The 23,016-nt window shown below is 43.7% G+C and carries 21 protein-coding genes; 16 read left to right on the top strand and 5 right to left on the bottom strand.

Annotation, left to right across the window (positions count from 1 at the left end; translation table 11 throughout):
- Positions 1 to 5: 5 nt before the first annotated feature.
- Both PHE37_RS01795 and fliW read right to left on the bottom strand, forming a co-directional pair.
- Positions 6 to 767: a pyrroline-5-carboxylate reductase gene (locus PHE37_RS01795; RefSeq protein ID WP_299993902.1), complete on the bottom strand. Its 762-nt coding sequence runs from the start codon at positions 765 to 767 to the stop codon at positions 6 to 8.
- Complete coding sequence (gene fliW / locus PHE37_RS01790; RefSeq protein ID WP_299993903.1) at positions 760 to 1,149, bottom strand: flagellar assembly protein FliW; 390 nt, start codon at positions 1,147 to 1,149, stop codon at positions 760 to 762. Before fliW ends, PHE37_RS01795 begins: the two co-directional genes overlap by 8 nt.
- A gap of 126 nt (positions 1,150 to 1,275) precedes the next feature.
- On the opposite strand from fliW, the gene bamD reads away from it, so the two are divergent.
- Both bamD and lon read left to right on the top strand, forming a co-directional pair.
- Positions 1,276 to 1,995: an outer membrane protein assembly factor BamD gene (gene bamD / locus PHE37_RS01785; RefSeq protein ID WP_299993904.1), complete on the top strand. Its 720-nt coding sequence runs from the start codon at positions 1,276 to 1,278 to the stop codon at positions 1,993 to 1,995.
- Between the two features lie 19 nt (positions 1,996 to 2,014).
- Positions 2,015 to 4,438: an endopeptidase La gene (gene lon / locus PHE37_RS01780; RefSeq protein WP_299993905.1), complete on the top strand. Its 2,424-nt coding sequence runs from the start codon at positions 2,015 to 2,017 to the stop codon at positions 4,436 to 4,438.
- Here lon and tilS read toward each other — a convergent pair.
- Both tilS and rimO read right to left on the bottom strand, forming a co-directional pair.
- The gene (tilS, locus tag PHE37_RS01775; protein WP_299993906.1) at positions 4,392 to 5,408 is read right to left on the bottom strand and encodes a tRNA lysidine(34) synthetase TilS; all 1,017 of its coding nucleotides are present in this window, start codon (positions 5,406 to 5,408) and stop codon (positions 4,392 to 4,394) included. The genes lon and tilS overlap by 47 nt on opposite strands.
- Positions 5,401 to 6,717: a 30S ribosomal protein S12 methylthiotransferase RimO gene (rimO, locus tag PHE37_RS01770; RefSeq protein WP_299993907.1), complete on the bottom strand. Its 1,317-nt coding sequence runs from the start codon at positions 6,715 to 6,717 to the stop codon at positions 5,401 to 5,403. The genes tilS and rimO overlap by 8 nt, the downstream gene beginning before the upstream one ends.
- A gap of 51 nt (positions 6,718 to 6,768) precedes the next feature.
- Between rimO and msrP the strand changes: the two genes are divergently transcribed.
- From msrP to recG, 10 genes are all read left to right on the top strand, one after another.
- Entirely contained in the window at positions 6,769 to 7,689 is a 921-nt protein-coding gene (gene msrP, locus PHE37_RS01765) for a protein-methionine-sulfoxide reductase catalytic subunit MsrP (RefSeq protein ID WP_299993908.1), read from the top strand.
- Positions 7,690 to 7,700: 11 nt separating this feature from the next.
- The gene (locus PHE37_RS01760; RefSeq protein ID WP_299993909.1) at positions 7,701 to 8,303 is read left to right on the top strand and encodes a ferric reductase-like transmembrane domain-containing protein; all 603 of its coding nucleotides are present in this window, start codon (positions 7,701 to 7,703) and stop codon (positions 8,301 to 8,303) included.
- The gene (locus tag PHE37_RS01755; protein ID WP_299993911.1) at positions 8,300 to 9,448 is read left to right on the top strand and encodes an aminoacetone oxidase family FAD-binding enzyme; all 1,149 of its coding nucleotides are present in this window, start codon (positions 8,300 to 8,302) and stop codon (positions 9,446 to 9,448) included. Before PHE37_RS01760 ends, PHE37_RS01755 begins: the two co-directional genes overlap by 4 nt.
- 37 nt (positions 9,449 to 9,485) lie before the next feature.
- Positions 9,486 to 10,715, top strand: coding sequence for an FAD-dependent oxidoreductase (locus PHE37_RS01750; RefSeq protein ID WP_299993912.1), 1,230 nt, complete (start codon positions 9,486 to 9,488; stop codon positions 10,713 to 10,715).
- Between the two features lie 43 nt (positions 10,716 to 10,758).
- On the top strand, positions 10,759 to 11,559 hold the full coding sequence (gene kdsA / locus PHE37_RS01745; RefSeq protein ID WP_299993913.1) for a 3-deoxy-8-phosphooctulonate synthase: 801 nt from the start codon (positions 10,759 to 10,761) through the stop codon (positions 11,557 to 11,559).
- Positions 11,560 to 11,563: 4 nt separating this feature from the next.
- Entirely contained in the window at positions 11,564 to 12,034 is a 471-nt protein-coding gene (gene ribH / locus PHE37_RS01740; RefSeq protein WP_299993914.1) for a 6,7-dimethyl-8-ribityllumazine synthase, read from the top strand.
- Entirely contained in the window at positions 12,034 to 12,432 is a 399-nt protein-coding gene (nusB, locus tag PHE37_RS01735; protein WP_299993915.1) for a transcription antitermination factor NusB, read from the top strand. The genes ribH and nusB overlap by 1 nt, the downstream gene beginning before the upstream one ends.
- Before the next feature lie 6 nt (positions 12,433 to 12,438).
- Positions 12,439 to 13,485 carry a dehypoxanthine futalosine cyclase gene (locus tag PHE37_RS01730; protein WP_299993916.1) on the top strand — a complete coding sequence of 349 codons (1,047 nt, stop codon included), beginning with the start codon at positions 12,439 to 12,441 and terminating at the stop codon, positions 13,483 to 13,485.
- Between the two features lie 71 nt (positions 13,486 to 13,556).
- Positions 13,557 to 14,798: a pitrilysin family protein gene (locus PHE37_RS01725; RefSeq protein ID WP_299993917.1), complete on the top strand. Its 1,242-nt coding sequence runs from the start codon at positions 13,557 to 13,559 to the stop codon at positions 14,796 to 14,798.
- Positions 14,779 to 16,608 (top strand): ATP-dependent DNA helicase RecG, encoded by a 1,830-nt coding sequence (recG, locus tag PHE37_RS01720; RefSeq protein WP_299993918.1) that lies wholly within the window; start codon positions 14,779 to 14,781, stop codon positions 16,606 to 16,608. Before PHE37_RS01725 ends, recG begins: the two co-directional genes overlap by 20 nt.
- Positions 16,609 to 16,694: 86 nt before the next feature.
- Here the strand turns inward: recG and raiA are convergent, their stop codons facing one another.
- Positions 16,695 to 17,231, bottom strand: a complete 537-nt coding sequence (gene raiA, locus PHE37_RS01715; RefSeq protein ID WP_299993919.1) for a ribosome-associated translation inhibitor RaiA — start codon at positions 17,229 to 17,231, stop codon at positions 16,695 to 16,697.
- A 292-nt stretch (positions 17,232 to 17,523) separates the two neighbouring features.
- On the opposite strand from raiA, the gene PHE37_RS01710 reads away from it, so the two are divergent.
- The 4 genes from PHE37_RS01710 to PHE37_RS01695 are packed head-to-tail and all read left to right on the top strand — an operon-like array spanning position 17,524 to position 22,989.
- Positions 17,524 to 20,916 (top strand): putative Ig domain-containing protein, encoded by a 3,393-nt coding sequence (locus PHE37_RS01710; protein WP_299993920.1) that lies wholly within the window; start codon positions 17,524 to 17,526, stop codon positions 20,914 to 20,916.
- The gene (locus PHE37_RS01705) at positions 20,877 to 21,602 is read left to right on the top strand and encodes a hypothetical protein (RefSeq protein ID WP_299993921.1); all 726 of its coding nucleotides are present in this window, start codon (positions 20,877 to 20,879) and stop codon (positions 21,600 to 21,602) included. Before PHE37_RS01710 ends, PHE37_RS01705 begins: the two co-directional genes overlap by 40 nt.
- Positions 21,603 to 22,541 (top strand): type II secretion system protein, encoded by a 939-nt coding sequence (locus PHE37_RS01700; RefSeq protein WP_299993922.1) that lies wholly within the window; start codon positions 21,603 to 21,605, stop codon positions 22,539 to 22,541.
- Entirely contained in the window at positions 22,528 to 22,989 is a 462-nt protein-coding gene (locus tag PHE37_RS01695; RefSeq protein ID WP_299993923.1) for a hypothetical protein, read from the top strand. The genes PHE37_RS01700 and PHE37_RS01695 overlap by 14 nt, the downstream gene beginning before the upstream one ends.
- Positions 22,990 to 23,016: the final 27 nt, after the last annotated feature.

Here is a 23,016-nt window from a genome sequence, read left to right as displayed (position 1 = left end):
CGTTCTTACTTCATCTCTTTGGCTCTGCCATGAGCGGCACGGATCGCTTCCATGCACCCTTCGCGAACATTTCCTTTTTCCAGCGCACCGTACCCGGCAGCCGTTGTACCGCCCGGGCTCATAACATTATCTTTTAAAATGGCGGGATGAACGGTTTGGATCAGTTTGCCGAACCCATCAAAGAGCCCTCGCATCAACACCATCGCATCGTCGCGTTTTAATCCTTCTCGTACGGCTCCGTCGCAGAGTGCTTCGGCGATCAAAGCCAGATATGCTGGGCCGCTTCCGGCAAGGGCGGTAGCAATGTCCAGTTCTTTTTCGCTGTTTAGCCATAGTGTTGTGCCGATGGTATTAAACAAAGCGATAGCATTGGCAGAAATCTCATCGTCTCCGACCAATGATGTCATAGATGCACCGGCTTCAGCAGCAAGATTGGGCATAGCACGACAGTAATGGTGCGCTTGGATGCTTTTAAGGGCTGAAAGAGGCGTTCCGGCTAAAACCGAATAGAGTGTTTGCGCTGTCCCTTTGAGAAGCGGAGCAACTTCACTGAGGTTAGAAGGTTTAACACATAAGATGACCGTTTTATTGGTAATATCTGCAGAACTGTAGAGTGTTTTTTTGACGGGGGCTCTGAGTTCTCGTTCAAACTGTTCCATTGCACCCATGCTACGACCGATCACTTCAATCACATTGGCTTCACATAACCCTTTGGCGAGGGCCAAAGCCATTTTACCGTTGCCGACAAAGGTGATGGATTTAGACATTGTCTGAGCCTTTGAGATAATTTTTAATCGGGTCTGCAATTCCGAAATCGGCTCGGTTATCGATGATGATTTGTGCCATTGTTTGATTGTCCGTATTGAAAATGAGCGGAGCGACAAAATTGATGGTTGATTTTTCAATCGGTGTCTGCAATATCATGATATTATAAATGAGCAAATTGCTCTCGGGGGTAATTCCCATTAATGCCTGAAGCGATGAGGGGATGTCAAAAGAGTATTCACGCAAGGCAAAAGGGTTGATAAGGGTAAAGGATGGTCCTTCTCCAATACTTTCAAGACGTAAAAATATTTCGTCTATTTTTTGGAGTTCCATCTTGGAGACCGTTTCGAAACCGAGCAACGGAAGCTTTAAATCAAACTGCATAACTACCTTCTTGTATCATAATGGTCTGATTTTAACACATGAAAGTAAAAAGTTTCAACTTATGGCAGAGGTGTTTAATTACTTTACGGTAAAATAGCCCCATAATTAAAAAATGTAGGTTTAACAATGATTAAAACGTGGTTAGTCGCGATGGCACTCCTTATCCTAATGACCGGATGCGGCAGTAAAGAAGTGGAAGAGTATAACAAACCGGCAGAATATTGGTATGAAAAAATGGTTACGTCGGTTTCCAATGGGAATTTGGAAAAAGCGGACAGCTATTTTAGTTCCCTGCAAAGTGAACATATTGGGTCTCCATTTTTGGCAGAAGCGACGATGATTATGGCGCAGGCGCATATGGCGCATGATGAATATTTATTAGCCGAGCACTTTTTAGATGAGTATATCCGACGTTATGCAACTCCAGAGGGACGTGAGTTTGCCGAGTTTTTGAAAGTCAAAGCAAAATTTTTGGCGTTGCCGAATCCTGGACGGGATCAAGGGCTGATCGATGAGACCCTAAAAGGGGTTGATACATTCAAAATGAATTATCCCTATTCGATCTATATTTCTCAAGTCAACACGATGGAAACACAATTGCAACTCGCTCGTGGGGTGCTCGATGAACAGATCGCCCAATTGTACGAACGTTTGGATAAACCAAAAGGTGCGGTTTATTATCGTTCTATGGCTCCGGTCACATGGATTAAACCGGATGAAGTGGTCACTGCGAATATTCCATGGTACCGTGAAATGTTCGAAGGGGACGGCAGCAGCAGCTGGTATGATTTTATGATCCCGAAAACACGCAGTGTCATCTCAATGGAAGACAATGAGAGCAAATAAGATTTAAGGAATTTTTTTAATGCAACTTAGTAACTACAGCTCTTTTCCGACAAATCTACCGGTTATTGCGGAAGATGAGCTTTTTCTATACCCATTTATGATTTCACCGCTCTTTTTGAACGATGAAAAAAATATTGCTGCGGCAGCCGAAGCGATTGAAAATAATTCTCTCGTTATTGTATGCCCGGTAAAACCGGAACATGAAGGAGAACGCGAGGGCGGCTCGATTTACGATGCCGGAGTCATCGGTTCGATCATGCGTAAAGTAGTTCTGCCTGACGGGCGGATTAAAGTATTGTTCCAAGGGCTTGCCCGAGGGCATGTAATCGAAATGGTCAATGATAATCCGTTACGTGCTCATGTCGATTTGATTGCATCACATGCAGTGAATGAGCTGAAGATGGATGCGATTTTGGAAGTACTACGCGAAAAAGTCCGTGCTTTGTCGCAGGTAAGTAATTATTTCCCTCCCGATTTGCTCCGTACGATCGAAGAAAATCACGAGTATAACCGAATCGTCGATCTCATTTGCAGTTCGATTAAAATCAAGAAAGAGAATGCGTACAAACTCTTTATCGAGCGTGATCCTGAAAAACGCTTTTTGATGCTAATCGATGAATTGATCGAAGAGACCGAAGCGAATAAGCTTCAAAAAGAGATCCGTTCAAAAGTACACACTCGTATTGAAAAGGTGAACAAAGAGTATTTCCTCAAAGAGCAGCTCAAACAGATCCAAAAAGAGCTTGGCACCGATACCCATCGTGACGAAGAGATCGAAGAATTCCGTAAAAAGCTCGAAGCCAAAAAAGAGAAAATGCATCCGGATGCGTATAAAGAGATCAACAAACAGTTGGAACGTTTTGCCCGTATGCACCCTGACAGTGCTGATGCTGGGATGATTCAGACCTATCTTGAATGGGTATTGGAAATCCCGTACGGTGAAGAGTCGAAAAAACCGCTCAATATTCACGATGTCGAAAATCAGCTCAACAAAGATCACTTCTCTCTCAAAAAACCGAAAGAGCGTATTTTAGAATTTTTCTCGGTCAAAGAGCTTCTGGAGCTGCGCGGAATTGCCGATAAAGAGGGACGCGGTGCGATCCTTTGTTTTGCGGGCCCTCCGGGTGTCGGTAAAACCTCGTTGGCCAATTCCATTGCAACAGCGCTTAAACGGCCGTTGGTGCGGATTGCATTGGGTGGACTCGAAGATGTCAATGAATTGCGTGGACATCGCCGTACTTACATAGGTGCGATGCCGGGGCGTATTGTTCAAGGGGTTATCGAAGCGAAAAAAATGAATCCGGTCATTGTCCTCGATGAGATCGATAAAGTGGCAAAATCCCATCGCGGCGATCCGACGGCGGTATTGCTCGAAATTCTCGATCCGGAACAAAACACCCATTTTAGAGATTATTATCTCAATTTCAATCTCGATCTTTCCAAAGCGATTTTTATCGCTACGGCAAATGATGTAGGACAGATTCCGGGACCGTTGCGCGACCGTATGGAATTTATCTCTGTGAGCAGTTACACGCCGCAGGAGAAATTCCAAATCGCAAAACAATATTTGATTCCCCAAGAGTTGAAAAAGCACGGGCTTAAACCGAGCGAACTGTCCATTTCGAAAACGGCTTTGGCTGAAGTGATCGAAAAACATACCCGTGAGGCGGGAGTCCGTAACCTTCGCCGCCGTGTGGCGGATATCGTCCGTAAAGCGGCGAAAAAGATTCTCGAAGAGCCGACGACTCAAAAAGTCAATGTGAGTTTGAAAAATCTTAAAGACTTTTTGGAAAAAACGATTTTTGAGATCGACCGTACCGACCATGTTGACCGAATCGGTGTCGTTAACGGGCTCGCTTGGACGGCAGTCGGCGGAGATGTTCTGAAAATCGAGGCAATTCGCATTAACGGGAAAGGAACGCTCCAGCTTACAGGTAGTTTGGGTGATGTGATGAAAGAGTCAGCCCGAATTGCACTTTCTGTCGTTAAAACGTTAATCGATGAAGGGAAAATCAGTGTGGATCATTCGATCATCCCTCTTTCACCTGCTGAGAGGGAAAGTGATACTCCGCTCGATGCGAGTGAAGTGTATAAGCGCTTTGATCTGCATGTGCATGTTCCGGATGGTGCTACACCTAAAGACGGTCCGAGTGCGGGGATTGCAATGTCCACGGTTATTGCATCTATTTTGGCTAACAAAAAAGTACGTGCTGATATCGCGATGACCGGTGAAGTGTCCCTCACCGGAAATGTCCTTCCGATCGGCGGACTCAAAGAAAAATTGATTGCGGCGCATCGTGCCGGGATGAAATTGGCATTGATTCCACAAAAAAATTATGATCGCGATTTGAACGATATCCCGGATGAAGTAAAAGGGGCAATCGAGATTATCGGTGTCAGTCGAATCGAAGAGGTGTTAGAGCGCCTTTTAATCGACGCATAACATCATATGCCCTCGGGGCACCGTAAAGGTAGCCTCGCAGTTTTGAACTGATCTTTAACTCTCTGCACTCTTCTCTAAACCCTTTATCCATGACAACACTATGCTCATACGGAGCAATAAACGTATAGTTTGTATCAATAGAGACAACAAAACGTCTTCCGATAATGTGTTCTCCTCCCCCTTTTAATGCTTCTTTGTCATGTTGGCTTAACAGATATCCGTTCGTTTTAAAAAACGTATCAATACCGTAGAGAAGGGAACGGAGGGAGGATGGATTATGGGCATAGGAGAGCTGATCTATGGTTGTAAAGTCCATTGTTTCTATCAATGCGTCGTTATCTTCTTCCAGATAACGGAAGCTTCGACGAATCGCATCCCGGTATTCACGCATCATAGGAGCACTGAAACGGTGACGAAAAAAATTACGGGTATAGCGTTCATCCGCATTGCTCTCATCGATATGGTGAGGGATGCTGTGCCGGTGCAGATACGCTTCGATCGATTCACGGTCCCACTCGAGCAGGGGGCGTAAAATTTCTATTCCGTCACGTTTGTCGTGTGATCGGATCCCCAGCATTTCAGGCAGCCCAGATCCGCGACACATCTGCATCATAAGCCATTCCAGACGGTCATTGAGCTGATGTGCGGTGAGGAGATAGGTGTATCCGTGTTTGCTCATCAGATAGTTAAAAAATCGGTACCGCTCGTCACGGGCACGGGATTCAAAATTGGCACCGCCGAGACGGCAGGAATGGAGATGGCATTGCATCGAGTGTTTTTGGGCTAAAGCGATCGCACTTGCTTCTTCAGCATCACTGTTTTCGCGCATATGGTAGTTAACGTGTGCAATGTCGAAAGCGATTTTATGCTCACAGAGCAGATGGAATAGGGCGGTTGAATCGACCCCTCCCGAGAAGGCAAGGAGGACTCTTCCCTCGTTTAGAAGATCCAGATGGAGCAGATCAGACATCGCCCGTTACGGTAGCAAGAGGCCGTTTCTCGGCGAGTTCGGTAATGCGGGCACGGTAGATTTTTCCGAAAGTGAGTTCACCCTCGATCTCTCGGTCGTTAACATAGATTTCACCGTCCACATCCGGAGCCCAGAGTAATGCACGTGCGCTAAGGAGGTATTCGTGCTCGTCACTCTCTCCGTCGATGACGAGGGCGATTTCTTGGCCGACTAATTTCTTCAAACTTTCATCTTCGACACTCGAGGCGATTTTCCCCAGTTTTTTAGCACGTGCATTGATCACTTTGCAAGGGATTTTATCCTCCATCGTATAGGCGCTTGTCCCCTCCTCATCGGAGTAGCTGAAGACGTTGATACGGTCAAATCCGAAAGTGTTTGCAAACTCTGCCATTTCGTCGAACATCGCTTCGCTTTCTTTTGGATGACCGACGATGAAACTGGTACGGATAAATGAGGACGGCAATGCTTTCATCGCATTGAGCAGTTCCAGCGTTTTCTCTTTCCCGAATCCGCGTTTCATGATTTTCAACATTTCGTCGTTGATGTGCTGGATCGGCATGTCGAAGTAGTTATGGAACACTTTTGAATCGCCGATGGTTTTGATCAGTTTCAGCGTTGTTGTCGAAGGATAGAGATACAAAATGCGTGCACTTTTGACTCCGTCGATCAGTTCGATCCGTTTGATGAGGTGGATAAGGCCGTCTTGGATATTCTGATCACGCAGATAGGAACTGGAGTCTTGGGATACGAAACTGAAATCGTAATACCCTTTTGTAACCAGACCTTCGACTTCTTTTGCGATGCTCTCCAAATCGCGCGAGTGGAGTTTTCCTTTAAACGAAGGGATGGCGCAGAAACTGCACACTTGATTGCACCCTTCGGAGAGTTTGATGTAGGCGTGATAGGTCGAACCCGTAACAACACGTTCCGCACCGTCAATGAGATAGACTTCAGGGGTAAAACGGCTTTGTTTGGCGGCGAGCAGCTCGTCGATCTTGTCGTAATCGCCGACACCGGTGAAGATATCGACTTCGCTGAGCTCTTTGGAAAGTTCCTCTTTGTAGCGTTCGGAAAGACATCCCGCCATAACCAGAACCGAATCTTTTTTACGTCCCGCATCAAGATTGAAGATAGTGTTCAGCGACTCTTGTTTTGCAGCATCGATGAATCCGCAGGTGTTGACGATAATAACATCCGCCTCACCGCTTGCATCGGTCATTTCAAAATCTTTCAGCCGTCCAAGCATAACCTCGGTATCGACGAGATTTTTAGTACAGCCTAAAGAGACAATGTGGAGCTTTTTGGACATTTACCAACCCTTGGATAATATAGTGCAATTATAGCCAACTGGAGGTTGAAGATGCTTAGACGAACCAATTATGATGTGATACCTTCATCTGAGATAACATCCGAGCAGGTTTACCGTGAACGGAGGGAGTTGATGAAACTGGGTGCGGCGGCAGCGCTGTTGGGAACGTCACCGCTAATGGCGGCACTGGGATATGAAAAAGCCAAAAGCCCTCTGGAACTGACGTCGTTTGATCAAATTACGACGTATAACAATTTTTATGAATACAGTACCGATAAAGAATCACCTGCAAAACTTGCCAAAAATCTTAAAACCCGGCCATGGACGCTTCATGTCGGAGGAGAAGTGCAAAAAACACAAACACTTGATATCGATACACTGATTAAAAAAATACCGTTGGAAGAGCGGATATACCGTTTCCGTTGTGTTGAGGGATGGGCGATGGTGGTACCGTGGGTGGGATTTAGTCTCTCATCTTTGCTAAAACAAGCCGGATTGACTTCCAAAAGCAAATACGTTGAGTTTGAAACGCTCTTTGATCCAGCCCAATTTCCGGCACAACGGCAAACTTTTGGTAATATTCCGTTTCCATACCGAGAAGGGCTTCGAATCGATGAAGCGATGCACCCGCTTACTCTTCTAGCAGTAGGTTTATACGGCAAAGAATTATTACCTCAAAACGGTGCTCCGATTCGGCTTGTCGTACCTTGGAAATATGGGTTTAAAAGTATTAAAAGTATTGTCAAAATTACCCTCAGCGAACACCAAACACGTTCGACGTGGAATCAATTAGCACCAAATGAGTACGGGTTTTATGCCAACGTCAACCCTGCCGTCGATCATCCGAGGTGGTCTCAAGCGCGCGAACGGGTACTTGGAAAATTTTTTAAACAAGATACGCTGGCCTTTAACGGCTATGGCGCAGATGTGGCGCATTTGTATAAAAATATGGATTTAAAAAAGTTTTACTAAAAAGAGGTTAAATGAGAATACTTATTTGGATAGGTGCGTTACTTCCTATTGTGTATGCATTGCTGCGCTTCAGTGCTGAATTTCAGCCGGAATGGTTACATGGTTTTTTTATGTATTTAGAACATTTTGTCCCATTAACACTATCCAAATTCCCGAACGATCCTTTAAAGTTTCTAACCAATTTATCGGGCAACAGTGCATTTTGGCTTTTAGCACTTACCCTGACATTTACCCCCGTACGCGTATTTTTAAAACTCAATCTTATCCGATATCGCCGTACAGCCGGATTGTTCTCTTTTTTTTATGTGTTGATTCATGCGATGCTTTTTATCGGGATTGATCAGGAATTTCATATTCACGGTGTGATCCATGAAGTGGTGACGAAGCCTTTTATTGCTTACGGGATGGGGGCTTTTATTATTATGCTCACGATGGCGCTTACCTCGAGCAAAAAACTGTTCGGAATGTTCAGAACATGGCACAGAATGGTCTATATCGCTGTCGTGTTGATTGTGGTCCACTATTTGATGAGCCATAAAACGATCACATGGGACAATATTGCCATGGGCGGGGTTCTTATATCTCTTCTGGTTCTTCGGCTGATTAAACGATGAAGCAGTACGATGTCATCATTTTAGGGGGCGGTGCAAGCGGCCTCATGTGTGCCGCACAGCTTCGGGAGCATAGTTCGCTGAGTGTAGCCGTTATTGAGGGAAATTCCCGTCCGGCATTGAAACTAAAAGCCTCAGGAGGAGGGAAGTGCAACCTCACCAATGTGGAAGTGGATACCAGCCATTTTTTGGGTGATGAGGCATTGGTTTCCCATGCTCTGAGTATTTTTTCCAAAGAGGCTCTTCTGGAGTATTTTCACAAAAGAGGGCTGCGTCCGGTGATCCGGAAAGAGCGTTACTATTTTTGCCCCAAAAGCAGTGATGAGGTGATTTCGATTTTACTCGGACGTGCTCAGGGGAGCGATATGCTTTTGAACCATAAGATTCTTTTGGTTGAGGGGGAAAATCCGTTTACGGTATCGACTGACAAAGGGAAATTCCAAGCGAAGCGTGTCGTAGTAGCAACGGGCGGTGCGAGCTATAAAGAACTCGGTGCGAGTGATATCGGTCTCAAAATCGCCCAACAGTACGGGATCAAAACCGTTCCGTTTATTCCGGCTTTGGTAGGACTCACGTTACAGCCGAAAGAGTTTTGGATGAAAGAGCTTAGCGGAGTTAGTTTTCCAGCCCGTATCCATGTCGCGGGTAAAACGTTAGATGAAGATTTTCTTTTCGCGCACAAAGGGATCAGCGGACTGGTCGTCCTTTCGGCTTCGCTTTACTGGCATCGCGGTGAGATAGTAATCGATTTTTTACCCGATTTTGATTTGGGGACGATCAAAAATGAGAAAAAGCTCCTCAGTACCGCACTGCCGTTGCCGAAACGGTTTATGAAAGCATTTCTGGATGCCGTAGGGTTGGAAGATAAGCCCTGTAACCGCTTATCTGAAGTCGAACGTTCAACGTTGGCATTAATCCGCAATTACGCGATGGCTCCTTCCGGAACATTCGGTTTTAGCAAAGCCGAAGCATGTCGCGGTGGGATAGCATGCGAAGAGATCGATCCGCTGAGTATGGAAACGAAAAAAGTCAAAGGGCTTTATTGTATCGGTGAAGCGGTGGATGTGACGGGAGAACTGGGAGGATACAACTTTCAGTGGGCATTTAGTTCCGCTGTCGTGTGTTCCAATGCAATAATAAAACAGTGATATAATCGTCTTCAAAGCTAATAAAGTGAGGGATGCAATGAAACGCCATCGTGTGGTTATCGTCGGCGGAGGATATGCAGGAGTTAAAGCTCTTAATGTTCTGGCTACGTCAGGCCTTTGCGACATCGTATTGATCGATCAGCACCCTTATCATTTTTTACAAACCGACGCATATGAATTGATTGCCAATGAGTGTTCCATGACGATGGTTTCGATCGATTTGGTAGCTCTTTGCCTGAGTTACGGCGAGCACGTACTGTATGTAAAAGATACGGTACGCGAGATCGATTTTGAGAATAAACATGTACTTGGAGAAAATTCGGGACACCCTTATGATTATCTGCTGCTGTGCGCAGGAAGCCGTACCGCATATCATAGTTCTATTATCGGTTTAAGAGAACATTCGCATGGTGTGAAAACTCTTTCAGGTTCTTTGGCATTCAAACAGCAGTTTGAACAGCGTTTGTATGAAAAAATGGAAAGCGAGGGGGGATGGCGAACCGAACCTTTTAATATCGTGATCGGGGGCGGAGGGTTAAGCGGTGTTGAAATTGCTGCTGAGATGGCACATTATGTAAAGATATTTCACAAAGACAATACGCTCACCTGTGAAAATATCCATATCTTTTTGATTATACCCCATGAAAACGTCCTGGACGGGATGGAAGAATACTTGGTGCAACAGGCAACAAAACGGCTGTTTGAACTCGGAGTAAACATTATCAATCACTCCCGTATTACGTCGGTTGAAGAGCATACTCTTATTCTTAACGATAAAGACTCTGTTCACTTTGATTTTATGATTTTTGCAGGGGGGATTGTAGCATCGACATTGACATCGACTCTGGATATTCCGAAAAACAAAAAAGGGCAATTAATCGTTGATGATTATCTCTCTCTTCCCTCCTGTGCAGGAGCATTTGCGGCCGGAGATATAGCCGAATTGCATGATCGAGGAGGAAACAGGATTCCGCCTACGGCTCAAAGCGCAGAACGAAGTGCTGAACATGCGGCCAAAAATATCCTGTCTCTTATGATGAATGAAGCAATGATTCCCTCTGATTTACGGATGCGCGGGACACTGATCGCTTTGGGCGGAAAATATGCCAGTGTCTCTTTGCTGGGATGGATTCGGTTCAACGGATTGGTAGGCTATTGGATCAAGACGATCGTGATGCGAAGCTATCGTTTTCGAATCCATTTGCAATGTGCGAAAGGTCTTCAGCTGTTGCAAAAAAAGAAACCTCCATGCCGAAAGGGATTTTAATTTTTTCACAGTACAATATCACTATTAACTCATAGGAGTATGGATGATACTTTTAGCCGGCCCGTGTGTCATTGAAAGCGAAGAGTCGATTTTTAAAATTGCAAAGTCATTTGAATGCTATCAAAATGATTCCCGATTCGATTTTTACTTTAAATCGAGTTTTGATAAAGCCAATCGTACTTCATTGGAGAGCTATCGCGGACCCGGGATCGAAGAGGGGCTTCGAATCCTGCAAAAAGTGAAAGACGATTTCGGGTACAAAATCGTCACGGACGTTCATGAAAGCTATCAAGTCCCGATCGCTGCCGAGGTTGTCGATATGCTTCAAATCCCGGCATTTTTATGCCGCCAAACCGACTTGCTGGTAGCGGCGGCAAAAACCGATAAAATCGTTAATATCAAAAAAGGGCAGTTTATGACCCCTGCCGATATGCGTTTTTCGGTGGCTAAAGTTCTTAAAACACGCGGATGCGATGAGGTAAGTTACAAAGCATCGCAAAAATATGGTGTTTTATTATGCGAACGGGGTTCTTCGTTTGGTTACGGCAATCTTGTCGTCGATATGCGTTCATTAGTGATTATGAGAGAGTTTGCCCCTGTCATTTTCGACGCGACCCATTCGGTACAAATGCCGGGAACAGGGACAGGCAAAACAGGGGGAGACAGTTCTATGGTTCCTCACCTCGCTCGGGCGGCAGCAGCCGTAGGGGTAGACGGATTCTTCTTCGAAACCCATTTTGACCCGACTTGCGCTTTGAGTGACGGGCCGAATATGCTAAAATTAGAACAACTCGAAGCGTTAAGCGAAACGCTGTTAAAAATTGACTCAGTTAAAGGAAATTGATTTTATGAAGTTAATAGAAGGACAACTTCGTGTTCGCACGGATAAAAAAGTAGCTATTGTCAGCACACGATGGAACCATTTCATCGTGGACCGTCTTGTTGAAGGGGCGAAAGATGCGTATGCACGTCACGGTGGAAACGCTGATGAGTTGACTCACGTTTTGGCACCGGGTGCGTTCGAGCTTCCGATGGTGATCGAACAGCTTCTTAGCAGCGGAAAATTTGATGCGGTATGTGCTCTGGGCGCAGTTATCCGCGGTTCAACTCCTCATTTCGATTATGTTTCGGCTGAAGCGACAAAAGGGATTGCTACCGTGAGTTTGAAACACAAAAAACCGGTATCGTTTGGATTATTGACGACTGATACGATTGAACAGGCGATCGAACGTGCGGGAACCAAAGCTGGGAACAAAGGGTTCGAAGCAATGACTGTTGTGATCGAAATGCTTGATCTTTACGAAGAGATTGGTAACTAATGGCAACACGACATCAAGCCCGTATGGCAGTAGTCAGTCTTTTGTACGCGTATGATTTGGGAAACCAAAGCATCGCTGATTTCAGTGACGAAATTCTCGAAGAAAAAAAGATCCGTAACAAACAACGTGATTTTGCCCTTGATCTGTTCAAAGGTGTCATTGATCATTTGTCCCAAGTGGACGAAGCGATTGACAAACATCTCAAAGATTGGGATTTTGACCGTTTGGGATCAATCGAACGTGCGACACTCCGTCTGGGAGCGTATGAAATTATGTTTGGCGAACTCGATTCAGCGGTCATTATCAATGAAGCGATCGAAGTGATGAAAGCATTCGGAAGTGAGCAATCTCCGAAATTTATTAACGGCGTTTTGGACGCGATTTCCAAAGATAAATAGGTTATTATGCGTCTCACTAAAGAACAAGCCCTCGATTTACTTCGTAACGGCGATCTAAAAGAACTCGGAAAGATGGCGTCAGCCCGTAAGCGTGAGCTTCACCCGGACGGGATTACGACATTTGTGGTTGATCGTAATATCAACTATACCAACGTATGTTGGGTCGATTGTAAATTTTGTGCGTTCTATCGTCACGGCAAAGATGAAGATGCCTATGTTCTGACGTTTGATGAGATCGATCAAAAGATCGAAGAACTTTTGGAAATCGGCGGAACACAGATTTTATTCCAAGGCGGTGTTCACCCCAAACTCAAAATCGAATGGTATGAAGATCTGGTAGAACATATTCATACAAAATATCCTCAAATCACGATTCACGGCTTCTCTTCCATCGAACTCGATTTTATCGCCAAAGTTTCCCATATTTCGATCCAAGAGTGCCTTTCGCGCCTCCATGCCAAAGGGTTGGCTTCGATTCCCGGGGCTGGGGCAGAAATTTTGAGTGACCGCGTCCGCGACATTATTGCTCCGAAAAAAATCGACAGTGAAGTGTGGTTAGAAGTTCATCGAGAAGCGCATAAGCTGGGGATCAAATCAACGGCTACGATGATGTACGGTACAGTGGAAACCGATGAAGAGATTGTGGAGCATTGGAACCTGATCCGCGATCTCCAAGATGAGACGGGAGGCTTCCGTGCCTTTATTATGTGGTCGTTTCAAGGTCAGAATACTCAACTTATGGAAGAGTATCCGGAAATTGAGAAGCAATCTTCAAACCGTTATTTACGCCTTTTGGCAGTATCGCGTCTTTTCTTGGATAATTTCCCGAATATCCAAAGTTCATGGGTAACACAAGGACCGTACATCGGACAGATGGCACTGCTTTACGGAGCCAACGATTTAGGTTCGACGATGATGGAAGAGAATGTTGTCCGAAGTGCGGGTGCGGGATTTAGAATGGCAAAAGACGAGATGGTGCGTCTAATCCGAGACATCGGTGAAACACCGGCAATTCGCAATACGGCTTACGACATTTTGGAAAAATTTGCGTGAGTGATATTAGTTTGAATCGCGCTTTTAGCAAATTTCTTTTTTTCACGATTTTATTATTAGGGCAAGCACTTATGGCAAGCACACTGGATTTTGTTGAGGTTAAAGGGGTAAAAGTACCCGTTATTTTCGAAGAGGATAAACGTCTCCCGATTGTATCGATGCAATTGGTTTTTACCGGGAGCGGCAGTATCGACGAGGGTAAACACATCGGTTTGGCTCGTGTAACAGCCAAAATGTTGAATGAAGGTAGCCTCAAACGCGGTTCTGTCGGATTTGCCGATGCTCTTGATGCACGGGCAATTCAACTGAGTGCTAATGCCGGGAATGAGACATTTGTAATCGAACTCGGAAGTTTAAAAGAGGAGTTTGATACCGGTCTTTCACTTCTAAGCGAGCAATTGAGCGAACCCAACTTTACCCCTAAAACCTTGGAAAAAATCAAAACAATGACCCTTAGCAGTATCTCCCGCAAAGAGGACGATTTTGATACGGTTGCATCGGATGAACTCAAAGCGGTACTGTTTGAAGGTACGCCGATGGCCTCTCCGAATATTGGGACAAAAGCCAGTATATCCGCTTTAAAACTGGATGACGTTACCCATTTTGAAACATCGCATCTTGTTTTGTCGAATGCTCTGATTGTAATGGGCGGAGATTTGAATATAAGTGATGCAAAGAAAAAGATCGAAAAACTCTTAAGTGTTTTGAAAGTAGGGAAAAAGAGTGTCACTGGGTATTATGAGCCTCGTAGTACACCAAAAGAATCGATTCTCAAACGTCCGCACACCGAACAGGCTTATCTCTATTTCGGTTCTCCGTTTGCGATGCGTGAGGGAGATCCCGAGTTCTACAAATCCCGTGTCGCAATGTTTATTCTGGGAAGCAGTGGATTCGGAAGCCGCTTGATGGAAGAAATCCGGGTAAAACGGGGTCTTGCGTACTCTGCCTACTCACGCCTTTCGGTAGCGAAAACAAATACCTACTTCAGCGGATATCTCCAAACTAAACTGGAATCGCAAGCGGAAGCAAAAAAAACGGTTGTTGAAGTAATTGACACGTTTGTTCGTGACGGAGTAACCCAAGGTGAGCTTGATCAGGCGAAAAAGTTTCTTTTGGGATCGGAACCGCTTCGGGTTGAAACCCTCTCTCAGCGTTTGGGGCGAACCTTTAGTGAATATTATTCCGGTAAACCGCTCGGTTCAAGTGTACAGGAGTTGGAATCGATCCGTAACCTCAGTCTTGATGACCTGAACGATTTCATCAAACGTCACGGCGAAATCCGTAATCTCAGCTATGCTATCGTTACCAAGTGAGGATGCTGACAAGTTTCATCGTTTAGGGGTCGGAAGTGTCACGGCACTTTCGCTTATCGCCCCGACATCTTTTGAAGATCGTCGTCTAAGCAGTGAGCTGATACATAATTCCACCTGTGTTATTGATGCGACGGTAGAACACGTCGTACGAACTCCGAAAACCCTCAAAATCACTTTTTTTGCCCATAACCTTGATTGTGTGATAGAGGGGATAATTTTCAATCCAAAACCGTATATGATTCATCAGTTTCCTAAAAGCGAGCGGGGTTATTATTACGGTAAAGCCCAGTGGGATCTTGGTAAATGGACGATTGTCCATCCGGTCAAAATCAGTGCCGTCGGTTCACTTGTCCCCATCTACAAAACATCGCTGCGTGCCGATGTCATGCGCCGTTTGATTGAGAGGATGATAAGTGTTGAGAATCTGATCAATGACGGGCTTCCGGAAAAAATCGCTTCGAAACTCTATAAAATCCATTTCCCTGAACATCCGAAACCGCTTGATATATCGCAGCTTGATGCCCTTAAATTTGCAGAGCTTTTTGAATACATGCGGCGTCTTCGTCTAAAGCGCCGTTATCATACTACCCGCCACCATGCGCAAGGTAATATAGATACATGGATCAAATCCCTTCCGTTTGAACTGACACAAGATCAAAAAAATGCGATCAGTGAAATCCAAAAAGACCTGAGTGGTGAGTATGCCTCAAGACGGATGATTGTCGGCGATGTCGGATCGGGTAAAACGATGGTGATTTTAGCGTCGGTCGTCCTTATGCGCCCGTATCGCTCCATTTTGATGGCACCGACGACGATTCTTGCTGCTCAGCTGTATGAGGAAGCCCAAAAGTTCCTTCCCGATTTGCGGATTACCCTTGTGACCAACGCCACGAAAAAAGGACCGTTAGAAGCATATGACTTTATTATCGGTACCCATGCGCTGCTTCACCGTGATTTACCCGAAGCAGGCTTGGTGATGGTGGATGAACAACATCGTTTCGGCACCGCTCAACGTCATGCTCTCACCAAATTGACCGACAATGATACATCACCCCATTATTTGCAATTTTCTGCTACCCCAATTCCACGTACACAGGCGATGATCGATTCGGCTCATATCGATGTGAGTCTGATCGTCCAAACTCCGTTTACGAAAAACATTGATACACGTATCATCGGCAAGAGTGATTTTTCAAAGCTCTTAGAACATATCCGCTCTGAGATTTCACAACATCACCAAGTCCTTATCGTCTATCCTTTGGTAGAAATGAGTGAGAGTATCAATTACCAGAGTATCGACGAAGCACGGGGATATTGGGAAAAGAATTTTGAAAATGTTTATGTTACTCACGGGAAAGACAAAGAAAAAGAAGCAGTGCTGATGGAGTTCCGGGAAAAGGGAAATATTCTCCTGGCAACAACCGTAGTCGAAGTCGGGATTTCGCTCCCGCGACTATCAACTGTCGTGATCGTCGGGGCAGAGCGGTTAGGACTCTCGACGCTTCACCAGCTACGCGGTCGGGTAAGCCGCACCGGATTACAGGGATATTGTTATCTTTATACCAACAAAAGCGGTAAAAATGAGCGGCTCGAAGCGTTTAGCTCCTGCCGCAGCGGATTTGAAATTGCCGCATTGGATTTGAAATTTCGTTTGTCGGGAGATTTGTTAGAGGGAAGTATCCAAAGCGGTAAAAAGTTTCGATGGGCAGATATTGGAGAAGATGAGAATATTGTAAAAGAAGTCAAAGAATATTTAGATAAAAATAATTCTGCCCTCACACCACACCTAGAGCAAGGTCGCTTGCCGTAGGGCAAAAGCGTACCGTCAGCGTTTTGGTGTGAGGGCGCTTTTCTTTTGCTTCTTTTCTTTATTAAAAAGAAAAGAATGAATAGTTATTAATACAGTCCGAATTTCCCATCGGTACGCTTGTACAGAACACGCATTTTTCCGTCATTGTCATAAAATACTTCGAATACTTTGGTACTCTCTTTGAGTTTTTCCACTACTTCTGCAACTTCTTGAGGCTTAAAGAGAATCGGTTCGGACGGAACGATTTCATCTTCCATCGTCTCACCGACTGCATGCAGATCGACTGACGCTGCAGCAGCGTTTTTAGCTTCGTTAAGCCCTTCGTTTTTATGATCGGAAATCCGATCATGCAAACGGCGAAGTGCTTTTTGTGCACGATCGATCGCAATGTCGATCGCAGCGTAGAGATCATCGTCACGCTGTGTAATGACGACGGTATTTTTTCCGGCGATGTTAATCGTAAATTCGATTGTCACCCCTTTGTTTCGTTCATTAGCCGAGGCAACGGCATTGACACTGATAAGGTCGAGATGAAATTTGCTGAGAGTATCGATTGAGTGCATCAGATGATCTTTAATTGCATCGCTGAGCTCGATGTGGCGTCCGACGAGAGAGATATTCATAATTGACCCACCTTGTATTGATATGTGAAGGAAGTTTGATTATAACACACAAAAATGAAACGTCAAGACATTTAAACCAAAAGCAAATCGAATAAAAGCAAAATAATTATTAACGTATTTTAATCATCCTTTAATCTACATAGCACTACAATCAAAACATGGCGTCTCCTCTATAGAATGTTTTAGAAAAGAGGGACAATGGTCGATATTGTCAAATGTAAGAAATCGGGATTATCGTTAATTTCAACCGAGCCCTGGTTGTGTGTGTACTAAAAATCCCAAGGAGGATAAGATGAATTTGAATAAATTTTTTGTACGATGGATTATGTCTTTTGGTATTTTAATGATGTTTGCGGTGACGGGATGGGGAGCATCAAGTAATAATCCAACCGTTACATTTACTCCATTGACAACGAGTATATCAGAAGGATCTGGTGATATTGTAGTGTCTTTTAGTCTTTCTATTTCTGCAGCTCCGGATCAGAAAGATGTTGTAATTGGCTACCAGACAACGAACGGTACAGCAATATCACCTACTAACTATAACACGACATCAGGAACGATTACGTTTAGTAAAAATGTTGCGCCTGTTGATAAGCCGTTTTCAGTCACGGTTCATTCCAATGCAGTGATTGCTTCAAATGTTTCATTCAGCATTAATTTGACAAATAATACAAACTCTGCACAGAATGTGACCATTTCTAATACGACAGCAGCAGTGACAATTACTCATGCGGGAGCTCCCGTCATGGGAGATATTCCAAACCAAGACATTGTAAATGGCATAGCGTATACACTGAATATTGCAAGCTATGTGAGTGGCAGTGATATTGAATCATACCATCTTAACGGTACACTTCCGACAGGTTTAAGCTTTGATACATCGACTGGTGTCCTAAGTGGAACGCCAAATACTTCAGGAACAAATACCTACAGTTTCAGTGCCTATGCAACTAATGATGGAGGTAATTCGAACAGTGATGATTTCAATATCACGATATCGCCTCCGGGTGCAGCATCAGATCTTTTGATTGTAAAAACTCCGTCTAAACTTTATTCGGATGTCAATCAAACGTTGACATATAATATTACTCTTGCTAATGAAACGAGTTCGGCGATCAGTGCAAGTTTTACAGATACACTGAGAATCTATGACTATAATCTAACGACAGGAACAGTAGGAAGTGAAGTTACAGGAGTAGATTTTAATATCTCCATCATTAATCAGGATGTGTTTAGTTGTAGTTGGAGTCCCCAAGCCACGTCCTTTTCATGTAGCGGAACGGTACCTAAGCGAACGGGGAATAACGGAGTTCCCGGATTGGTAAGTATCATTTATACGATTACGACTCCATCAGCGCCTGATCCTTCTGCATTAATAAACACTGTTAGGATCAACGGAACTTCCACTGAAGCGAATGCAACTGTTATTGTCAAATCACCTGGAAGCGGGGGAGGTGAAATCCCCGTTACACCTCCGCCTGAACATGCGGATGTTATTGACACAGCTATGTGGACAGATATTACAGCCTATAATAATGACACGAGTAAGGTGATTGGGACGAAAATATCTGCACAAACCGGGGTATCGATGACGGCGGTACACCTGGACGGTAGCGCTCAAGCAACTCCATTTAATGCAACTTCTGATAGTGCCTTGTCTTTTGTGGTAATCCCTTACCTGTCGGATGGAATTTGTTCTACCCAAGAAATTTTATATGATTCGACTACAGGACTTCCTGCCACTTTTAATATTACTAATGGTAATACTATTGATACAAAAAGTATCAATTTTCCTGCGTATGCGACTAAAAACGCCCGTATATCGGTTTCGTTTTTAGATTTAAATCAGCTGGCTGTTGATTCGGGAGTCAAATGCTATTATAACAGTTCAACGGTAGGTAACTTGGCTGGTCTTGGACAATGTGTTAACTCTGCTAATAAATATTATGATGCTTTTGGATTGAGTTCATATGAACGGTGTCAAGTATTGAATGGTAGACCATGTGATTCGGCTAATCACGGGCAAAGCTGCGGTGGTGATACCACATGCCCTGGGTATAACCCTTTATATGATAACGATCTTGGCTGTTTGATGTGTACTCTGAATGCTTTTCCGGATTGTTCGAGCGATAATTTCGCAATACGTCCTAATTATTTCAGCCTTACTTCTGTTAATACTGCTTTCCCTAATCTTCTGCGTTCGGCTGAAGATTACAATATGTCGATTAATACATATAACTATGACAATACCACACCAACTGTTGCATATAATGTTGCAAATGCTAATTCAATCTTCACCATTGTTACTAAAATGTATGATAAAAATGACGTAGAACGAAATAGCACCACAGTTCCAAGGATGCTAGGAACAGCATCATTTAGTGCAGACAGCTTTGATATGCTAAATGGGATATCGGTTAAATCAGGAATTGTAGGAGATGTCGCAGGATTTACATTTGATGACGTTGGTAAAATAAATATTAGTATTCAAGACCAAAATTGGTCCTATGTGGATATCAATAATCCTCGGGATTTATCCCCGCATAGTTGTTTAGCGAACGGAACTTTTAACGGTGCTTATGTATGTGGCGATAAAAATGTAACATTTATTCCCCATCATTTTGATTTTAGTGACTTGAATATTACAAACAATAATGGTAATCCAGGGACATTTACGTATATAGCAAATGAAATTACTCAAATGGCTGGACGTATTAATACAACAATGCATTCACTTAATAAAAATGGAAATGTAACCCATAACTTTGCATCTGATCCGTTATGGGAGAATAATGTTACAGTAGTTCCTGTAGTTGTTAAATCAACCTATATTTATCCTGATGCCAATGAAACTATTATCAATAATTTGTCAATTGGGTTTACTGATGGAAACAAAACGGTTAGCTGGGATGCCAATTCATCAGAATATCTACGGTTCAATTTTCAACGAGATGTTAATTTAACTGCAAATCCATTTGATGTCAATGGCAGTGATTTGAATATTTCTATAACTTCACATTATGTAGATACGAGTTTTACCCCGAACCATACAGCAGATATCAATGGTTCACGATTGGGGACGGGTATACAGGACCTTCCTTACACCGTGGTTCTGCCTGCAGATGGAAACACTACTTTTGTGTACGGTCGTATTATCCCTCGTGATGTACGGGTATTCGGTGATGTTCCTTTTACGGCAAATGCATGGTACGAAGTGTATAATGAACCAAATATTAAGGGAACAATCTTGAATCCTAGTAAAAATGAAGCTTTATGGTATATTAACCGACTTCATGAGGATGAGACGGATGGGGATGGAAATATCACAGTAATTAACCCATCTTTGCCTAATAATGCTCCTCCAATCTCGTACAATATGCCTACTAACCAAGGGATAGAGATTTATTCATTCACGCATGAAGCACCAACGAAGAGTGCTAAAGCTCATATTCAAACGGCTCCATGGCTGTGGTATGGAGTGAATGCATTACCATATCAGGATCCTGATGGAACACATCTTGATTGTTTAACTCATCCATGCTTTAATATCAATATTGTTCCAGATATTGGTGCAACGGGTAGTGCCAAAGGTGGCGCAGAAGATAAAAAAGCGAGTAAGAAATCTGATGAAGGAGGGGGATCATGGAGAAGTACAACCGACTATGCTCCAGCGATCCGTTAATGCAAAATAAGAGCGTTAAGCGAGGGGGGATGGCAATGATCGAATTGATTTTTGCCATCGTTATAATTGCTATCAGTGTGATTACCATACCTACAATGATGTCTGTTGCGAATCAAGCATCTAAAAATATGGCGGTAGATGAGGATGTCATGGCACGTCTTGCAGGATGGACGATGGATAAATTTCAGGCACGGTGGGATGGAAACTACAGCGCTTCAGGTTCAGGGCCTTTGGTTATGAACCCAAATACTGGCGATTTGAATTGTACACGATCCGGTGGATATCGTTGGGGATCAGATGAAAATATCTCTTCAATGCAGTGTATGACTACAGTACCCAGTGGTATACCATCAGTAGCCGGAAGTGGAGTAGGAGAGGCAGACGGTAATCTTTCAAAAGGTATTGAGATGCTGAATGGGGGAAGTGAACCAATAAGTATTACACCGATTGGTGGTGTACCATATATTGTTACTGCAACGTATGAGGTTCGTTATGTCAATTCTAGTGTAACTACTTTAGGTAATACCCAATCGGCTACTTGGGTACTCGGAGCATCAAACAATATGGCGCCCGATGGATCATTGAATAATCCGACGCATCTGAAGCGTGTTGTAACACGGTTTTATGATGCAACCTTGGGTGTTGATACAACGTTGACATTTTTCAAGTCGAACAAAGGCAATTAAATGAGAAGTCATACAATACGCAAAGCTTTTACGATGATTGAACTTCTCTTTGTAATTGTTGTGTTAGGTATCGTCGGAGGGATAGCGTTAGAAGCTATACGTCAATATTATGAGGGGATTTATCGAACTCAGGAGTATAGTAAGAGGGTAGCGGAAGCCGATCATATTCTTGAACAGCTTTCCAAATATTTTGAAAATGCGATCAGCAGCTCGATCGTCAATTTAAACATCGACCCAGCTGTACAAGCATGTTATGGCCCTCCGCAAGAGAATCCTTCTGATTTTACAGTAGCTTTTATTGGCGTTGATGTCGATAGTTTAAGAGGAATTTCTGGAAGTCGTCCTGGATGGAGTGAAGAAACACAATTATTGACTGGGAATGTTCTCAACATGTCTGATGCTAATTTATCTATAGCGGACACGATTATCGGGGCGTTATATCCATCTTCGAGTTTAGGCGGTTCAGCTATTTATGATGCCGATAGTTTGGATGCAAATGCATGTGCGCGTTTTAATTATAAGGTGGGAGAGGGCAAAGCAGGATATCACAGAATTTCAAGTGTAGCCTATCCTAATCAAATTACTTTGAATGCGGAAAATAATGCTACCGATGGACACCGAAAATATTTATTACGCACTGGGTATGCATTTAGAGTCGACGACAATGGAAGTTTTTGGATGTACAGTAATTTCCGGCCATGGGATAATGGATATGGATATTTTTCAGGAGCTGACAAGGTCAATCTATTGGGGCAAAATGTTGCCCATTTCTATGCAGATTATAATGCTACTGATTTTATGAATAATCCAGGGGTTAGTGACCGAGGTCTTGTTTGGCGGCTTAAGGTGTGTATGAGAGGGCTTGACGCTAATCTCAGTACAAGTGATGATGAAACACAAACGATATGCCGTGAAAGGAGAGTCTATGTACGTTACTAAACGATCCGCTTTTGCGATGATACTGGCGATTTTTGTAGTGGTTCTTGTAGCTTTAGGCGGTTTGCTACTACTACGTAACGCTTCAACAGGATCTAAATCGATTGGAGATAATTATTTACAGGCTCAAGCTGAGCTTTTGGCGGATAGTGCAACGGAATTTGCTGTAATGAGAGCACAAGGGTTTGATCGTACAGGAAATCATTGTCTTAATAATCTAAATATCACGGTCTATAATGCAAATGGAGCAGCGAATGGAAATGAGATGTTCGATATAGCAATCTCTTATGCGTATTCATTTCGTTATTTAAATCAAAATCCTAATTGTGCAAATATTTTAGCAGATAATACGGGTAAAGATACGATGATGATGTTGGATGTAACAGTAACCGATCACAATATTAGTACACAACCGATACGAGTACACAAACGTTCATGGCAGAAGTTATAGTTAATTACCTTATTATAGAAGAAAGAA

It is taken from the genome of Sulfuricurvum sp. (assembly GCF_028681615.1).
Taxonomy (GTDB): Bacteria; Campylobacterota; Campylobacteria; order Campylobacterales; family Sulfurimonadaceae; genus Sulfuricurvum.
The sequence above is the reverse complement of the archived record's forward strand: the minus strand, read 5'-3'. Positions and strand labels throughout refer to the sequence as shown.

Coding starts and splice junctions, on each gene's coding strand:
- kdsA (WP_299993913.1), top strand. CDS start 10,759: ATGATACTTTTAGCCGGCCCGTGTGTCATTGAAAGCGAAGAGTCGATT.
- rimO (WP_299993907.1), bottom strand. CDS start 6,717: ATGTCCAAAAAGCTCCACATTGTCTCTTTAGGCTGTACTAAAAATCTC.
- msrP (WP_299993908.1), top strand. CDS start 6,769: ATGCTTAGACGAACCAATTATGATGTGATACCTTCATCTGAGATAACA.
- tilS (WP_299993906.1), bottom strand. CDS start 5,408: ATGTCTGATCTGCTCCATCTGGATCTTCTAAACGAGGGAAGAGTCCTC.
- bamD (WP_299993904.1), top strand. CDS start 1,276: ATGATTAAAACGTGGTTAGTCGCGATGGCACTCCTTATCCTAATGACC.
- recG (WP_299993918.1), top strand. CDS start 14,779: ATGCTATCGTTACCAAGTGAGGATGCTGACAAGTTTCATCGTTTAGGG.
- PHE37_RS01795 (WP_299993902.1), bottom strand. CDS start 767: ATGTCTAAATCCATCACCTTTGTCGGCAACGGTAAAATGGCTTTGGCC.
- fliW (WP_299993903.1), bottom strand. CDS start 1,149: ATGCAGTTTGATTTAAAGCTTCCGTTGCTCGGTTTCGAAACGGTCTCC.
- PHE37_RS01700 (WP_299993922.1), top strand. CDS start 21,603: ATGAGAAGTCATACAATACGCAAAGCTTTTACGATGATTGAACTTCTC.
- PHE37_RS01705 (WP_299993921.1), top strand. CDS start 20,877: ATGGAGAAGTACAACCGACTATGCTCCAGCGATCCGTTAATGCAAAAT.
- PHE37_RS01760 (WP_299993909.1), top strand. CDS start 7,701: ATGAGAATACTTATTTGGATAGGTGCGTTACTTCCTATTGTGTATGCA.
- ribH (WP_299993914.1), top strand. CDS start 11,564: ATGAAGTTAATAGAAGGACAACTTCGTGTTCGCACGGATAAAAAAGTA.
- PHE37_RS01695 (WP_299993923.1), top strand. CDS start 22,528: ATGTACGTTACTAAACGATCCGCTTTTGCGATGATACTGGCGATTTTT.
- PHE37_RS01755 (WP_299993911.1), top strand. CDS start 8,300: ATGAAGCAGTACGATGTCATCATTTTAGGGGGCGGTGCAAGCGGCCTC.
- PHE37_RS01730 (WP_299993916.1), top strand. CDS start 12,439: ATGCGTCTCACTAAAGAACAAGCCCTCGATTTACTTCGTAACGGCGAT.
- PHE37_RS01710 (WP_299993920.1), top strand. CDS start 17,524: ATGAATTTGAATAAATTTTTTGTACGATGGATTATGTCTTTTGGTATT.
- PHE37_RS01725 (WP_299993917.1), top strand. CDS start 13,557: ATGGCAAGCACACTGGATTTTGTTGAGGTTAAAGGGGTAAAAGTACCC.
- PHE37_RS01750 (WP_299993912.1), top strand. CDS start 9,486: ATGAAACGCCATCGTGTGGTTATCGTCGGCGGAGGATATGCAGGAGTT.
- raiA (WP_299993919.1), bottom strand. CDS start 17,231: ATGAATATCTCTCTCGTCGGACGCCACATCGAGCTCAGCGATGCAATT.
- nusB (WP_299993915.1), top strand. CDS start 12,034: ATGGCAACACGACATCAAGCCCGTATGGCAGTAGTCAGTCTTTTGTAC.
- lon (WP_299993905.1), top strand. CDS start 2,015: ATGCAACTTAGTAACTACAGCTCTTTTCCGACAAATCTACCGGTTATT.